This is a genomic window from Anaerotignum propionicum (assembly GCF_024461735.1).
Classification (GTDB): domain Bacteria; phylum Bacillota; class Clostridia; order Lachnospirales; family Anaerotignaceae; genus Chakrabartyella.
The window spans coordinates 121,791-138,152 of sequence record NZ_JANGAD010000002.1 but is presented as its reverse complement, the minus strand read 5'-3'; the positions used below and the strand labels follow the sequence as shown (position 1 = coordinate 138,152).

The following is a 16,362-nucleotide window of genomic DNA, read 5'->3' as shown; positions in this document are numbered from 1 at the left end:
TACAATAAAAAGCCCCAAAAGGTAAGGGGCTTTTTCAACTTCTATTTTAATTTATATATAGAAAACTTCTCTTGGAATTGTATAGGCATATTTAAAAAAGCCTGCTTAAAGTCCTCCTCCTCCAAAAGCCCTCCCTCTTTGGCTACCACAGCAGCTGAAATATAATTTGCCGCTTCTATTGCTTCCTTGAAACCAAGACCAAAGCGTCTTGCGGCGATGATTGCTCCCATATGGGAATCTCCGGCGCCTATGGTATCCACTACCGTTGTTTTTACGGGGGAAGCATAGCAATCCTGTTCTCCATCATAGCAATAAGAGCCTTTTTCCCCTAATGTAACAATTACGGGACGCTGTGTTTTTTCAAACAGTTTTCTTGCCCCACCTTCAATGGTAGTTTCAGCAGTGAAATCCATAATCTCTTTTTCATTGAGGTGCATAATGGGGTGAAGTTTTAAAACAGCATCCATTCTTTTCTCATCAATTTTCAAAATACGAGGGCTTGGTGAAAAATATATCTGATATTCAGGATGCTTTTTCAAATATTCTATAATATTCATACCTGTATGCTCTTCAATTTCCAAGCCACAAATATATACGCTGTCTATGGATTCTTGATGAATGTTTTCCAAGTAAGATTCCTCAAAGGTATATTCAATGCCATGGTCAACAATAAAGGTTCTTTCCCCCCCTGCTTCTACCATGCAATAACAGCAACCATTTTCCTCCTCAGGACGTCTTACATAGATTGAAACCCCTCGCTCCGTCAGCCTGTCCAATACAAAATTGCCATAAATACCACCCCCTACGGCAGTACAAAGGCTATAGGGTGCAGAAAAATGGCGCAAAATATCTGAGGTTAAAAATGCACAGCCCCCCAAAGAGCGGCTTTGCCTTGAAATATGGATATCCTCTCCGGTTACAGGCAAATGAGGAATATTAACAATGACATCCACCACTGCGGAACCAATTACCAACGTTTGTTTCATTCATGTTCTCTCCTAACTTTATTCACTGTTCCTAGTATAGCATAAAAAATATAATTTTCGAATTTTTTCTTTTTTTGGGAACTAAGGAAAAAAAGCTGCGTCATATAAAATGAAAAAAATAATGAAGCCTTCAAAAGGAAAGGGGAAATATAAATGAAAAATATGAAACGTTTGTTAATTACCGCATCTTTAGCAGCTGCACTTGCTCTTGGCTCCGCCTCCGCAGTTTTTGCAGCAGAAAGAAACTCCATCACCACCACAGGAACAGGAATAGTAAATGTTCAACCTGATGTTGCCACCATGTCATTTACCATTCAAAGTACAGGTAAAACCGCTGAAGCAGCACAGAAAGACAACAACATGATTTCAGCAAAAGTTATTAGTAAATTAGAAGAAATGGGAATTGCCAAGGATAAAATTATTACAAGCTATTCCGCAGTATATCCTACCTATCAGTATGACGCTGAAACAGGAAAAAGCAGCATCAGTGGTTATCAAGCAAACATTAACTTGGATGCAACCGTAAAAGACATTGATAATGTGGGAACCTATATTGATGGTGCGTTAAAAGCAGGTGCAACAGGCTTTAACAATGTGGTTTTCTCTTTGGAGGACACAAACCGTTATTACACACAAGCTTTACAGCAGGCTGTTAAAAATGCTTCCAACTCTGCTAATGCAATTGCAACTGCATACGGTAAGCCTTTAGGTGAGATTTTAAACGTTGTGGAGCATGAATCCTACGCTTCTTATGAAGAACCGGCAGTTTACAGAGAAAAAGCTATGCTGGATTCCGGCTATGGCAGCAGTAATCAAACAGTAATCAAGTATGATAAAGTGAAAGTAACTGCTACCATTACTGCTACCTATGGTATTTAATAGAGCATCTCATCTATAAGTATCCTCTAAAGTTAAAGTAGAAAAGTTTATACCTTATAAGCCCAATTGCCTAGCAATTGGGCTTTTGATATATCCCAGAATTTTTATACTAAAACCGCCTTTATAACTTTTTATTGCTACCTTAATGAGAAGAGACAATCTTCAAACCTATAATTCCTACTACAATAAAACCAATACAAATCAATCGAACCACGTCAAAAGGCTCTTTAAATAGTAAAATTCCTAAAAAAACTGTTCCAACAGTTCCGATTCCAGTCCAAATTGCATATGCAGTTCCTAAAGGAAGTTCTTTTAATGCCAATGATAAAAAATAAAAGCTGGCTATCATCCCTGCTACAGTAAGTATACTTGGCATAATTTTTGTAAAGCCTTGTGTATACTTTAGACCCAAAGCCCATCCTACCTCACAAATTCCTGCAATGATTAAATAAACCCATTTCATAATTTTCACTCCTTTTAAATAAAATAAAGCCTGAAAGATATTTTCATATCTCCCAGGCTTTTATCCCTCCGTGTACACAGCAAACTGTGCGTTTTATCTCGGACCTGACCAGTTATCAATTTCAAACTGCGGAACCCTATAAAACTTTATATTTGATTTCTCTATAATAAAACAGACAAATTTCTTCATGAAATTTGTCTGTTTTAAACGGAGAAGGAGGGATTTGAACCCTCGCGCCGCGTTAACGACCTATACCCTTAGCAGGGGCACCTCTTCAGCCTCTTGAGTACTTCTCCAAAAAACCTACTGCCAAAATATCATATCATTTTTCATGAGCTTTGTCAAGGAAAAGTATTTGCAAATTATTTTATTTTTTTCCTATAACAGACATTCCATTTCACCTTGTATACAACCAGGAATATTGCAACCAACTATGAAAATCTACATCGGTTGTATACTCAGAAAGTTTTGAATCATTTTTTATTAACGGGAGCCATGACAAGCACAGCCCCCTATTTAAACTCAAAAATTATTTCTTCTTTTCCAATTTCTCTAAGCCACCCATATAAGGACGCAAAACTTCAGGAATGCGTACAGAACCATCTGCCTGTAAATTATTTTCCAAGAAAGCAATCAGCATTCTGGGAGGTGCAGCAACGGTATTATTTAAAGTATGAGCAAAATATTTCTTTCCATCTGCAGAAGTTACACGAATACCTAATCTTCTTGCCTGAGCATCTCCCAAGTTGGAGCAGCTTCCTATTTCAAAATATTTTTTCTGTCTTGGGGACCATGCCTCAACGTCTACAGACTTCACTTTTAAATCTGCCAAGTCGCCGGAGCAGCATTCCAAAGTACGTACGGGAATATCCATTGTGCGGAACAGATCAACAGTGTTTTCCCATAATTTATCATACCACATAGGGCTGTCTTCCGGCTTGCATACAACTATCATTTCCTGCTTTTCAAACTGATGAATACGGTATACACCACGTTCTTCAATACCATGAGCTCCTTTTTCCTTACGGAAGCAAGGAGAATAGCTTGTTAAGGTTTGAGGTAAGTCCTCTTCCTTATTCATTGTATCAATAAATTTACCAATCATAGAATGTTCGCTGGTACCAATGAGATACAGGTCTTCTCCTTCGATTTTATACATCATAGCATCCATTTCTGCGAAGCTCATAACCCCTGTAACAACGTTACTACGAATCATGAAAGGAGGAATGCAATATGTGAAACCACGGTTAATCATAAAGTCTCTGGCATAGGATAACACTGCGGAATGCAAACGAGCAATATCCCCCATCAGATAGTAAAAGCCATTTCCTGCAACTCTTCTTGCCCCTTCCAAGTCAAGGCCATCGAAGCTTTCCATAATTTCTGTATGATAGGGAATTTCAAAATCGGGTACAACAGGCTCACCATATTTTTGAACTTCCACATTTTCACTATCATCTTTGCCGATAGGAACAGAAGGATCAATGATATTTGGAATTGTCATCATGATTTTTTTGATTTTTTCCTCTACCTCTTTTTCCTTTTCTGTCAGTTCATCAACTCTTGTTGCTTCTGCCGCAATCTTTGCCTTTACAGCTTCCGCCTCATCCTTTAAGCCTTTTGCCATTAACCCGCCAATTTCTTTGGACAGCTTGTTTCTTTCTGCACGCAGTACTTCAACCTCTTGCTTGATACCTCTGTTCTCAAGGTCTAAAGCAATTACCTCGTCTACTAAAGGTAACTTATTATCCTGAAATTTCTTTTTAATATTTTCTCTTACCACATCGGGATTTTCCCTTACAAATTTAATATCCAACATCTTTTTTTCCTCCTTATTCTTTCTAACTTATACGAATTTGGGAAATCGGAGTAAATAAAAAAACCCCCGATCCCATAAAAAACAGGGACGAGAGTATTTCCCGCGTTGCCACCCAGATTGCCCGAAAAAATTTCGAACCTCTTTAAACAGCGATATAGGGCTTACCCTTCCGACTTTCATCGGCAGCTGGGAAAGTGGAGCATTTTCCTTGTTTCATCGGCTCGCACCAAACGCCGACTCTCTGAAGAAATACAGAAAACTTAGCTTTCCTATGGGCGATTATTCGCCACACGCTTTGCCCCACTATTATATACCAGTTTGCAAAGAAAAATCAATAGTTTTTCGTGCTTTTCCAATTTTGTTGCAAAATTCATAGTTATGTCAACTTATAGTATAAATTTTTCTATAATTTCTGCCACTGCATCCTGCTCACATCTATTTTTTGTAATATAATCTGCAATTTCTTTTACCTCAGGCTCTGCGTTAGCCACTGCAATCCCCAAGCCCGCTTTTTTTATCATGGAAATATCGTTATGACTATCCCCCACAGCAATGACTGACTTTAATGGCACTCCAGCTTTTTTTGCGGTTTGTTCCATAATATTGCCTTTGCTAACACCTTTTTTTACAATTTCCATAAATATTTTGCTGGAAAAAAAACAATCTAACTCGTCTCCTGCAGTTTCTTGCACCATTTTCTGCACCAAGAGCAGCTTTTCTTTCTTTCCCGAAATAAGAGATTTTGTAAATTCACCTTGATAATTTAGAGGTTCTTTTACCACCTCAACGCCACTCCCCATAACTTTGCAATATTGTTTTACCCTGTCTGTCTCAATCTCAGCCATAAATTTTCGGTCATCATAATAATATAACTCCAAACCAAGCTCTCGGGCAAAATTTGCGATGGGAGCATAGGTCTTTGGAGAAAAGCTTTCACGTATTGCCAGGGACATATCTCTTAAGTCATAAACAGCTCCCCCATTTTGGCAAATGGCATAGCCTTCTTTGCCAATTAAATTCAATTGTTCAAGAAAGCGTTCCACGCCAAACACACCTCTGCCAGTACAGATTACAAACTGAACGCCTTTTTTTATAGCTTTCTGAATTGCAATATTATTTTTTTCTGACACTTCCGTATCATTTTTTAATAAAGTTCCATCCATGTCAGAAAAAATCATTTCATAGCCCATATTCTACTCCTTTTTACACTGCCTTATTAACATTCTGTGGATAACTACGTATTTAAAAAAATATTTTTATTAGTTTTCATAATATTCCTGTTGGTTATCCACAATATCCACATATTTTATACACATATACACATTTTTTTAAGAAAAAAGGTGGTTTTCGGAAAAACACTTTCCTACTTCCACCCCATGTTTATTCTTCTTCTTTCAATAGTTCTTTTTCTATGAAAGGAGGCAATTCTTGAAAAATATTTTCTTCAAACTGAACTGATTCCCCTTCTTCCATTTCTTCGCTTAGCACATCAACCACTGCAATTTGACTTGCGATAACCTCTTCTTGGAAAATTTGTTCTTTTTCAGCCATGGTAACATCCCCAATTTCTCCTGCGGCCTCTTTTGGAGCCTCCTCCTTGGAAATATCAAGCTGTAACTGTTCTTCCATAACAGGCTCTTTGTCTTTCTTACGGAAAACAGGTCTAAATTTAACCTTGAGCACTTTTTCATGTTCTGGGTGATATGCCTGATCCTTAGCCATTTGCACAGCCTTAATTTCCTCTTCAGAAAGCATATATATGCTTACACCCATTTGTATAGGTTTGGCATAAGTGAAAGAGCCAGTGCGGCTGTGAATGCCATTTAAAACCACGCCATTATCCTCACCGTCTAACAAAGCCAAAGCGAAGCAGAGGTTTCCTCCCATTTCTTCAAAGGGATTATAACGTACCAATCCAACCTTTTGGATATTGCTCTTCATGGTTTTATCCATATCCGTAACCATATCCAGTAGCTTTCCGTATTTTTCCTCAATTTCTTTTGAACTTTTATAGTATTTTTCTAATTTCATTTCTAAATTATGGCTAGGTCTACGATTAGTGCCCATAAAAAAATCATATCTTTTCTTTTGCCCATTGAACTTCACAAACAAGACAATACACAAAATGAAAAGAAGAAGCACCGCAATCCCTAAGCCAATAAGAATATATATGATATAATCTTGCTGTAATTCCATTTGCAATTATCCTTCCATTCTTTTCATCATGGTTAAAAGTCTATCCAAATCTTCTTGAGAATAATACGAAATTTCAATTTTCCCCTTATTTTTCATTTGACTGATTCGTACCTTTGTGGAGAAAATAGTTTTTAATTCATCCTCAACTGCTTTTTGATTTGCATTTTCCGAAAATTCTTTCTTGTCATTTTTTTTCTCTTTTTGATTTAATTCCGCTTTCACCAAGGCTTCTGTTGCTCTTACGCTTAATTCTTCTTCAATCACGTGCTCTGCCAATTCAAATTGACGCTCTTGATCTGTAATGGAAAGAAGAGTTCTGGCATGACCGCTTGACAGCTTATTTTCGATGACAAAGTTTAAAACCCTCGAATCTAGCTGTAGTAAACGCATGGAATTCGTAATTGCAGAACGACTTTTCCCTACTTTTGTTGAAATTTGCTCCTGACTAAAGCCGAACTCATCCTGTAATCGACGATAGCTTTCAGCCTCTTCTATAGGATTTAAGTCTTCTCTTTGCAAGTTCTCCACTAAGGCTGCTTCAAAAGCCTCAGCATCTTCCCATTTTCTTTCAATAGCAGGTATTTTTTTCAATCCTGCAATTTTTGCCGCTCTCCATCGTCTTTCTCCCGCAATGATTTCATAGTAGTCTCCATTTTTACGAACAACTACGGGTTGAATCATACCATAGGTTTTTATTGAGGCTGCCAACTCCTCCAGCGCAGTTTCATCAAAATATTTTCTTGGCTGTTTCCTATTTGGCTCAATCATATCTATTTCGATTTCCCAAACACCGCTTTTACCCATATCTTTCCCTGTTTCTTTAAAATCTTCCAATTTATTATTGATCAATGCTTCTAATCCCATTCCTTTTGAACCTAGTCCCATTTTTTTAGCAGCCATAAATTAACTCCACTCCCTTTCGATAACTTCTTCTGCTAAAAGTGCATAGCTTTCTGCCCCTTTGGATTTGGGGTCATATAAATGGATGGGAAGTCCATGACTTGGTGCCTCCCCTAATCGAACATTTCTTGGAATAATACTGCGATATACACTGCTTCCCAGACTCCGCTTTACTTCTTCAACCACCTGCAAAGATAAATTTGTCCTTGCGTCATACATGGTAAACACGATACCCTCTATTTCTAAATAAGGATTTAGCCTTTTTTTGACTAAATTTATGGTATGAAGCAACTGCTCTAACCCCTCCAAAGCAAAATATTCGCATTGAATGGGAACCAACACCGTATCAGCGGCTGTAAGAGCATTAATTGTAATAAGATTCAAAGAAGGAGGACAGTCAATAATAATAAAATCGTATGCCTCTTTTATTTTTTTCAGCTCTTCTTTTAATATAAATTCTCTCTCTTCCTTACCAATAAGCTCTATTTCGGCCCCGGTAAGGCTAATATTTGCAGGAATTATTTCCAAACCTTCTACGCAAGTGGGTTGTTTAATATCCATTATAGTGGCTTCACCCAGAAACATATTATATATTGTTAATTCCATACCATTTTTATCAAGACCAAGGCCACTGGTTGTATTTCCCTGTTGATCTGCATCTATTACAAGGACTTTCTTTCCATATGTAGCTAAACTGGCAGATAAGTTGATTGCTGTGGTAGTTTTTCCTACCCCACCTTTTTGATTGGTCACTGCAATAACCCGTACTTTACCCATGGATTTTCCCGCCTTTCATTGCTATCTGCAAAAATTATAGCACATACCCTAGTGATTGAAAAGAAAAAACAGTAATGTTTCACGTGAAACACTACTGTTTTAATGCTCTTTCGCAGATTATGTTTCACGTGAAACATAATTAGCGTTTTGGATTTACAAAAACATGAATTGCCTTAGGAACTACCTTCACTTCAAAAGGCATTCTTGGCCCCATTTCCCCATCAACAGTTGACTCCATAATTTTAAAATCATCCGCAAGACATTCAATTTTAAAATATGAATCTCTTAAATACAGGATATTTCTTGTGTCATTGATATGATCTCCTGTTAGCATTTTTAAAAACAAAGGAGACAGCTCTATTAATGGTCTTCCCCGAATTGCAATCAATTCAAACATGCCATCTTGAATAGAAGCCTGTGGGGAAAGTTTTGCAAAACCGCCCGTACCGGCACTATTCATAATCATATATAAATACAGATCCTCTTCGATTACTTGACTACTGGTCGTAATGCGAAAAGGTATTTTATGAAAGCTTGGTATTTGCTCTACTCCTTTTAGATAATAGGAAAGACTTCCTAGGGCATTTTTTAAATCTTTATCTACAGTTTGAGAAACATTGGTAAGAAGTCCACCGGCACACACATTAATAAAATAGGTTGTGTCATTCACAAGCCCTAAATCGATGGCTACTGCATGGGTATTTGCAATGGCACGGCAGGCATCTTCAACCTGTCCACTTTTGAAACCAAGAAAGGTTGCAAAATCATTTGCTGTACCTGAGGGAATAATCCCTAGTGGTATATCCAATTTCCGCCTCATCATTGCATTTAGTACTATATTTACTGTTCCATCGCCACCGGATGCAACAATCAAGTCATAATCATCAGGCATTTGCTCAATATGTTTTGTAATATCACCTTCCGTCATGGTACGAAAAGGATGAACTTCAAAGCCTCCATCTTGAAAAATACCGATACAGACATCCAAATCAAATTTAAAGCTTTTATTCCCTGAAAAAGGGTTATAAATCAACTTCAATTTTTTCATGGTAAGACACCTCACTTTTACATTTGCTCTGGTGCATCAATGCCCAAAATACACAGGCCTTCCTTCATAACTGTTTTTACTGCCACTACAACAGCCAATCGTGCCTGACGGACATCTTCTTCACTATTTAAAATAGGATTATCATGATAAAATTTATTAAAAGCCTGGGCGATTGCAACCAAATGTCTTGTGACTACAGAAGGCTCCAATTTATTCGCTGCATCCTTAATTTTTTCAGGATATGTCTCCAAAAGCTTGCAAATATCTAATGAAGCTTCATCCGAGAGCGCATCAAAGTGAATATCACTCAGATTGATGTCTCCTGCTCTTTTTAAAATACTACAAGCTCTAGCATGGGTATATTGCACATAAGGGCCTGTTTCTCCATCAAAATTAAGCATTCTCTCCCAGGAAAAAACCACATCCTTGATACGACCATTATATAAGTCATTAAAAATAACTGCACCAATGCCAACTTGCTTTGCAACTTCTTCTTTATTTTCTAAAGATGGATTTTTTTCTTCAATAATTTTCTTTGTTTCCCCAATTGCCTGATTCAACAAATCTTCCATCAATATAACATTACCATGGCGGGTAGAAAGCTTACCGCTATCTAAGCTTACCAAACCAAAAGGAACATGAATCAAATCTTTATACCAGTCATAACCCATCAAATGAATTACTTCAAACCACTGAGCAAAATGGAGATTTTGATCTAATGCCGTCAAATAAATGCACTTATCGAAATTATATGTTTTTTTACGGTACAACGCCGCAGTAATATCTCTGGTTGCATAAAGGGTGCCTCCATCCTTACGAATAATCAGGCAAGGTGCCATATTTTTATGCTCCAGGTCAACAATCATTGCACCTTCACTTTCCTTAAGAATATTCTTTTCTTTTAATTCCTCCACAACAGGCGCCATCTTATCATTATAAAAGCTTTCACCTGTATATGCATCAAACTTTACACCAAGCATTTTATAAACTCGTTCAAATTCCTTGATGCTAATATCATAAAACCATCTCCATAGAGTAAGGGCTTCTTCGTCGCCTTCCTGCATTTTCACAAACCAAAGTCTGGCTTCGTCATCCAAAGCTGGATTTTTCTCAGCTTCATCATGAAATTTTACATAAATCCGCATTAGTTCCTGAATGCCTTGACTTTCAACAGCCTCTTTACTACCCCAGTTATGATATGCAACAATCAGCTTACCAAATTGTGTACCCCAATCTCCCAAGTGATTGACGCCTTCACAGTTATAACCCAAAGCTTCATAAATCTTATAAATTGCATTCCCAATTACCGTAGAACGCAAATGTCCCACATGAAAAGGTTTTGCTATATTCGGCGAGGAATAATCAATGACTACAGTTTTACCCACACCAATATCACTTTTTCCATAATTCTCTTTCTCAGCTAAAACCTTAGTCAAAATCTCTTGGGCATAGATACCTTTTTTTACAAAAAAATTAATATATGCACCAACCACTTGTATATTTTCAATAAACGCAGGCTTGTCCAGCTTGTCTGCAACCTCTTGAGCAATCATGGGAGGTGCTTTACGAAACACCTTCGCCAAACGAAAGCAAGGAAAAGCAAAATCTCCCATGGCCTTGTTTCCGGGTATTTCTACTGTGCTTAAAGCATCATCCAAAGAAAGCTCCGTAGCCTTTGCTAAGAGTCCGGCAACCTCCATTTTAAAATCCATATTAAAATCCTCCAATCAGAATTCTTAAGTTCAAATTACACGCATAAAAATAATAAAAAATAAGTGCGTACTTCTATAAACTTTATCATAAAACCCCAGTAAAATCAAGGAAAACCCCGACTCACACCATATTATAATCAAATTTTTAACGAAAAAAAACATCCCATTAGAGATTCATGCTCCGCTTTTAGGATGCCTTTTCAATCATTCCCTTTTTCTAACTTTCAGCCATACTTCACAGTCAAATTTACATAGGAGATATGCTCTCTCATCACTGCATATGCAGTTTGATAATCACCATTTTTGATTGCATCTAATAGTTTTCCATGTAAATCCAGAGTTACATCAATAGCTCTGGGATTTTGTGTTAAAGACTCCCTAAGTGCGAGGCGAATGCCCTTTTCAAAGGATTCCTTAGCCGCAATCATAGTACTGATAAGAAGATTATTATGGGTAGCCGCTGAAACCTGCAAATGAAACATGGTGTCATAATCTACAAATAAATTCACATCATGCTTACTTTCTATCATTTTTTCATAGCAAAAAGTAATATTTGCAATGTCCTCAGGGGTGGCCCTTTTTGCTGCATAGCTTGCCGTTTCCGCCTCTAACATATATCTAAACTCCAATAGATCGCCTATGTCAGAATTTTCCACAGTAATACTAAAAGGAGCAATATTCACAATATTATCAATTTCATTGATAAAAGTACCTGCTTTTGAGCGCTTGATAAAACCAAAAACCGCCAAAGCCGTATAAGCCTCTCGTAGGGTACTACGTCCAACTTTTAACATATCACTTACAATATTTTCATTAGGCAGCATATATCCTGCCGGCAGCACCCCACCCATAATCAGTTCCTTAAATCGCTGGAACAAATTTTGGGAAATATTGCATTTACCTAAATCCTTGGTCAAATAAGCCACATTCTCCGCAAGATAATCCCTCTCCATACTGCTCCTCCAAACGCTACATTCTTAACATGTTCTTAACATTGATGGACATATTTTATCATTGTTTTTGTTGCCTGACAAGAGCTTTTCTTATTTTTCAAATACATATTCCTCTTGAATCTCTGAAATAGGAATTTTTCGATCTAACAAAAAGGATGCTGTTTCATCATGAACCTCTTCCAGCCGTCTTTGATCCTTCCTTCGGATAAGCTGATCTTTTTTATTTTGATCTAGTGTCATCATTTCATAAACACTGCGCACCACAAAATGATTCGTATCCTGCGCATTTCTAAATTGCGTCCAAACAGGAACGAAAGAGACCTTTTTTACATTTGGTGGCTCATCTCCCAGCTGTTCAATGGTTAAATGCAAAATAATAGATGCATTTCTGGGAGGTGTTGTTTGGGAAGAGATAAAATTTCCTAAGGAATAAATAATAAACCCATCATGTTCACCATCACCATGGTCTACCTTTCGGTATTCCATACGCTGCAATACATGGGGATGACTGGCTAAAATAACATCTGCTCCTGAAAGAAACATCAAATCTGCCCACTTTTGAAAGACTTCCTTTGGGAAGGTTTCATATTCGTTACCCATATGTGGCATCACAACAACAACATCAGCACGCTCTCTGGCCTTTTTGATATCAGCAACCATTTGATCCTCATTTATGAGATTCACCAAATATGCATCAGGCACAGCAATACCATTGGTACCATAGGTATAAGATAAAAAAGCAAAATTAATTCCATTTACATTCTGATATAAAATTTTATCCCGATCTTCTGCTGAACGGTACGTTCCCATATGGGCAATTCCCGCCTCATCCAGCTTGTCCAAGGTACGGATTAATCCTGCTTTTCCCGTATCCATACAATGATTATTTGCAGTGGTTAAAATATCAAAGCCTGCATCCTTCACTGCATCCAAAAATGCATCAGGGGTATTAAAACAAGGGTAAGAAGAGTAGCTTCTTCCTGTTCCTCCAAAGGTTGATTCCAAATTTCCCAAAACAAGGTCATAGCCGTCAAAATATTTCTTCACATCTTGGAAATTATGCATAAAGTCATAGGTCCCCGTAGAGGGGTCATAGGCCTCTTGATATTGATAATCATGTACCATGATATCACCCACAACTGCCAGCTTAGCCTCTCTGACGATCGGCAATGCTTCACCTGTGGAGACGGAATAGTTTTGCTTACTTACTGCTGAGCAGGAGGTTAAAAAGAAACATATGAACAACAAAGTAACTATTTTTTTCATTTTATACCTCCCAATTAGAAGCTTTATATTCTTTCAAATAAAATACCTATAGTACTAATCTTTTTGGCACAAAGCCAAAATAGTCAAGTAGAAAGAAAGCCCGCTTTTGCGAATTGGCTGCAAGTTAAACGGGCTTTTTTATTTCTGCTTCATTCATTTTTAATTCACTTTTCTAGGAAATAAAAGGTTTCCTGATGTAAATTTTTTAGTTTAGCTCTTCTTCATTATTTAAGCTAATCGCTGTACCATTTTTAATGGAACGACGGCAAATATAATATATAAAACAACATAATAACGCAGGTACAAAAACCAAAATAAAATAGATGGTATTTTTCCACATGAAAAATACCCAGATAGAAAGCACAAGCATAAAAACCGGTAAAATGATACCTGTCCATTTCCCATTTGGTCTACTTGCAACAACGCCTTCAATAAAAACCATGCAAATAACCAGTGAAATAACTTTCCCCAAAGCTAAAAAAAAGTCAACGTCCCACATCTTCCCTCACACCTCGATTTTTCTGATACGATCTAATTTAATTCTAGCAGTATAATGAATAATTGTCAAATAATCATCAAAATTTTTAATCCAGTTATATAATTTTAACAAAAAAAGATATAACTAACAACTGTATCAACAAAAAAAGATACCAATAAAATCGGTATCTTTTTTTCTATTTATTCTGTAAATGAGGTTTCTTCTTCTGAGATAATAGAGCTTCCCTCGTTTGAAACGGAGGTTTCATCATCCAAAATTTCTAAATCATCTTCTTTAATATCTTCCTCAGAAATTTTTGCGATACCCACAACCGTTACACCTTCATTCAAATTCATCAATTTAACACCCTGAGAAACACGGCCAATGGTTGAAATATCCTTTGCACGCAAACGAATAATAATGCCTTCTGATGTCATAAGCATCACTTCTTCATTCTCCTCAACCAACAGAACACCGGTCAATGCGCCTGTTTTTTCTGTCAATTGATGTACCTTCAAGCCTTTACCACCGCGGTATTGAACAGTGAATGCATCTGTTTCAGTACGTTTTCCAAAGCCTTTTTCCGTTACATTCAAAATTTCTGCATTTTCCATAATCTTCACGGCTGAGACCACATAATCCTCCTCACGCAGGGTAATTGCTTTTACACCTGTAGCCGTACGGCCCATAGGGCGCACATCTTTTTCAGAGAACTTAATACCCAAACCGTTTCTTGTTGCAACAAAAATTTCGTTTTCACCATTGGTTGTCATAACAGAAATCAGATTATCATCATCCCTCAAATTAACAGCAATTAAGCCACCCTTACGGATATTTGCAAAGCTTGCCATCTCTGTTTTCTTAATGATGCCTTGTTTTGTAATCATAACAAGGTATTCATCTTCCTTAAATTCCTTCACAGGGATAATCGCAGTAATGCTTTCACCGGGGGCAATTTCCAACAGATTTACAATTGCCATGCCCCTTGCTGTACGTCCTGCTTCGGGAATTTCATAGCCCTTCATACGGTATACTCTACCCCGATCGGTAAAGAACAAAATGGTATCGTGGGTGGAGGAAAGGAACATATCCTTAACAAAATCTTCCTCTCTTGTTTGCATACCAACAATACCTCTGCCCCCTCTATTTTGGCTCTTATAGGTATCCAAAGGGGTACGTTTGATATAGTTCAGGTTTGAAAGAGTCATAACGCAGGTTTCTTCCTCAATCAAATCCTCCACATCAATTTCACCGGGGTTTTGCACCAACTGGGTACGACGTCCATCGCCATACTTATCTCGAATCACTGTTATTTCATCCCGAATGACGCCAAGCATTAATTTTCTATCTGCCAACAAGGATTTAAAATAAGCGATTTTTTCCATTAATTCTTTATACTCCGCATCAATTTTTTCATGCTCCAAGCCTTGCAAACGACGCAGCTGCATTTCCAAAATTGCCTGAGCCTGAATCTCAGAAAGCTGAAAGCGTTCCATCAGGCGTTCCTTGGCATTATCATAGCTGGTACGGATGATGCGGATAACCTCATCAATATTATCGATGGCAATACGCAGACCTTCCAGAATATGGGCACGTTTTTCTGCCTTATCCAAGTTGAACTGGGTTCTTCTGGTAACTACATTTTCTTGATGTTTCAAGTATTCCGAGATAATTTGCTTCAAGTTTAAAGTTTCCGGCTTACCATTAACCAACGCAATCATAATCGCGCCAAAGCTTTCCTGAAGCTGGGTATATTTATAAAGCTGATTTAAAATAACATTGGCATTTACGTCCTTCTTCAGCTCAATAATAATCTGAATATCATCGCCCGCAGAGGCATCATACAAATCGCTAATACCTTCAATACGTTTATCTTTAACCAATTCGGCAATTTTTTCAATCAACCGAAGTTTATTCACCATATAGGGCAGTTCTGTTACCACAATTTTTTCACGGCCGTTTGACATAGGCTGAATTTCAGCCAGTGCACGAACCAAAATTTTCCCTCTACCAGTACGATATGCCGCACGAATTCCACTCTTCCCCAGAATTGTTGCACCTGTGGGGAAGTCCGGCCCCTGGATATGCTCCATTAATTCCTCAACATCAGTATCTTTATCATTGATGGTATTATCAATCATACAAACAACACCATTAATGACTTCCGTCAGGTTATGGGGTGGTATATTGGTTGCCATACCAACGGCGATACCCGAGGAACCATTCACCAGCAAATTAGGGATTCTAGCGGGTAAAACAGTTGGTTCTTTTTCATTTTCATCGTAGTTTGGCACAAAATCAACGGTATCCTTTTCAATATCCGCCAACAATTCTGCAGTAATTTTGGACATTCTTGCCTCAGTATAACGGCTTGCAGCAGCACCATAGCCGTCAATAGAGCCGAAGTTACCATGACCATCCACCAGCATATAGCGCATTGAGAAATTCTGAGCCATACGCACCATTGCTTGATAAATAGAGGCATCACCATGGGGGTGGTATTTACCCATGGTATCACCCACAATACGAGCCGATTTACGGTAGCCTTTATTTGGGTCAAGGTTCATTTCGTTCATAGAGAAGAGGATACGTCTTTGCACAGGCTTCAAGCCATCCCGCACATCGGGCAATGCACGGGCAACGATAACGCTCATGGCGTAATCGATATAGCATTTTTTCATTTCCTCGTTGATATCTATGGAAACGACCTTATCTATTTCTTTGAATTCGTCGCTCATTTTTTCACCTCTTTTTTATTTAAAGGGATAAGACCTCGGGGCTTTGCCCCAATTCCCCACAAGGGATTTCATCCCTTGACCCCTTTTTTCAAAAACTTCGTTTTTGAAGGGTTGGTTAATTATTATTAATTCTTAGACCTTGGGGCT

At 37.8% G+C, this 16,362-nt stretch carries 14 protein-coding genes, 1 tRNA gene and 1 riboswitch; of the genes, 1 reads left to right on the top strand and 14 read right to left on the bottom strand.

Features of this window, described 5'->3' with window-relative positions; translation table 11 throughout:
• Positions 1 to 41: 41 nt before the first annotated feature.
• On the bottom strand, positions 42 to 986 hold the full coding sequence (locus NE558_RS03250) for a carbohydrate kinase family protein (RefSeq protein WP_256148476.1): 945 nt from the start codon (positions 984 to 986) through the stop codon (positions 42 to 44).
• Positions 987 to 1,139: 153 nt separating this feature from the next.
• Between NE558_RS03250 and NE558_RS03245 the strand changes: the two genes are divergently transcribed.
• Positions 1,140 to 1,865, top strand: a complete 726-nt coding sequence (locus tag NE558_RS03245) for an SIMPL domain-containing protein (protein WP_256148475.1) — start codon at positions 1,140 to 1,142, stop codon at positions 1,863 to 1,865.
• 142 nt (positions 1,866 to 2,007) lie between these two features.
• Here NE558_RS03245 and NE558_RS03240 read toward each other — a convergent pair whose 3' ends face one another.
• From NE558_RS03240 to gyrA, 13 genes are all read right to left on the bottom strand, one after another.
• The gene (locus NE558_RS03240) at positions 2,008 to 2,328 is read right to left on the bottom strand and encodes a DMT family transporter (RefSeq protein ID WP_256148474.1); all 321 of its coding nucleotides are present in this window, start codon (positions 2,326 to 2,328) and stop codon (positions 2,008 to 2,010) included.
• Between the two features lie 47 nt (positions 2,329 to 2,375).
• Positions 2,376 to 2,479, bottom strand: a riboswitch (guanidine-I (ykkC/yxkD leader).
• 57 nt (positions 2,480 to 2,536) lie between these two features.
• Positions 2,537 to 2,624, bottom strand: a tRNA-Ser gene (locus tag NE558_RS03235).
• 233 nt (positions 2,625 to 2,857) lie between these two features.
• The gene (gene serS / locus NE558_RS03230; protein WP_256148473.1) at positions 2,858 to 4,147 is read right to left on the bottom strand and encodes a serine--tRNA ligase; all 1,290 of its coding nucleotides are present in this window, start codon (positions 4,145 to 4,147) and stop codon (positions 2,858 to 2,860) included.
• Positions 4,148 to 4,533: 386 nt separating this feature from the next.
• Entirely contained in the window at positions 4,534 to 5,337 is an 804-nt protein-coding gene (locus NE558_RS03225; RefSeq protein ID WP_256148472.1) for a Cof-type HAD-IIB family hydrolase, read from the bottom strand.
• Between the two features lie 190 nt (positions 5,338 to 5,527).
• Entirely contained in the window at positions 5,528 to 6,343 is an 816-nt protein-coding gene (locus tag NE558_RS03220; protein ID WP_256148471.1) for a DUF4446 family protein, read from the bottom strand.
• A 6-nt stretch (positions 6,344 to 6,349) separates the two neighbouring features.
• Positions 6,350 to 7,243 (bottom strand): ParB/RepB/Spo0J family partition protein, encoded by an 894-nt coding sequence (locus NE558_RS03215; protein WP_256148470.1) that lies wholly within the window; start codon positions 7,241 to 7,243, stop codon positions 6,350 to 6,352.
• 3 nt (positions 7,244 to 7,246) lie between these two features.
• Entirely contained in the window at positions 7,247 to 8,020 is a 774-nt protein-coding gene (locus tag NE558_RS03210; protein WP_256148469.1) for a ParA family protein, read from the bottom strand.
• Positions 8,021 to 8,159: 139 nt separating this feature from the next.
• Complete coding sequence (locus NE558_RS03205; protein ID WP_256148468.1) at positions 8,160 to 9,068, bottom strand: YegS/Rv2252/BmrU family lipid kinase; 909 nt, start codon at positions 9,066 to 9,068, stop codon at positions 8,160 to 8,162.
• Between the two features lie 17 nt (positions 9,069 to 9,085).
• On the bottom strand, positions 9,086 to 10,780 hold the full coding sequence (argS, locus tag NE558_RS03200) for an arginine--tRNA ligase (RefSeq protein WP_256148467.1): 1,695 nt from the start codon (positions 10,778 to 10,780) through the stop codon (positions 9,086 to 9,088).
• A gap of 224 nt (positions 10,781 to 11,004) precedes the next feature.
• Positions 11,005 to 11,733 (bottom strand): FadR/GntR family transcriptional regulator, encoded by a 729-nt coding sequence (locus tag NE558_RS03195; RefSeq protein ID WP_256148466.1) that lies wholly within the window; start codon positions 11,731 to 11,733, stop codon positions 11,005 to 11,007.
• Positions 11,734 to 11,823: 90 nt separating this feature from the next.
• The gene (locus NE558_RS03190) at positions 11,824 to 12,999 is read right to left on the bottom strand and encodes a CapA family protein (RefSeq protein ID WP_256148465.1); all 1,176 of its coding nucleotides are present in this window, start codon (positions 12,997 to 12,999) and stop codon (positions 11,824 to 11,826) included.
• Positions 13,000 to 13,204: 205 nt separating this feature from the next.
• On the bottom strand, positions 13,205 to 13,498 hold the full coding sequence (locus NE558_RS03185) for a hypothetical protein (RefSeq protein ID WP_256148464.1): 294 nt from the start codon (positions 13,496 to 13,498) through the stop codon (positions 13,205 to 13,207).
• Between the two features lie 179 nt (positions 13,499 to 13,677).
• Positions 13,678 to 16,215 carry a DNA gyrase subunit A gene (gyrA, locus tag NE558_RS03180; RefSeq protein ID WP_256148463.1) on the bottom strand — a complete coding sequence of 846 codons (2,538 nt, stop codon included), beginning with the start codon at positions 16,213 to 16,215 and terminating at the stop codon, positions 13,678 to 13,680.
• Positions 16,216 to 16,362 lie beyond the last annotated feature (147 nt).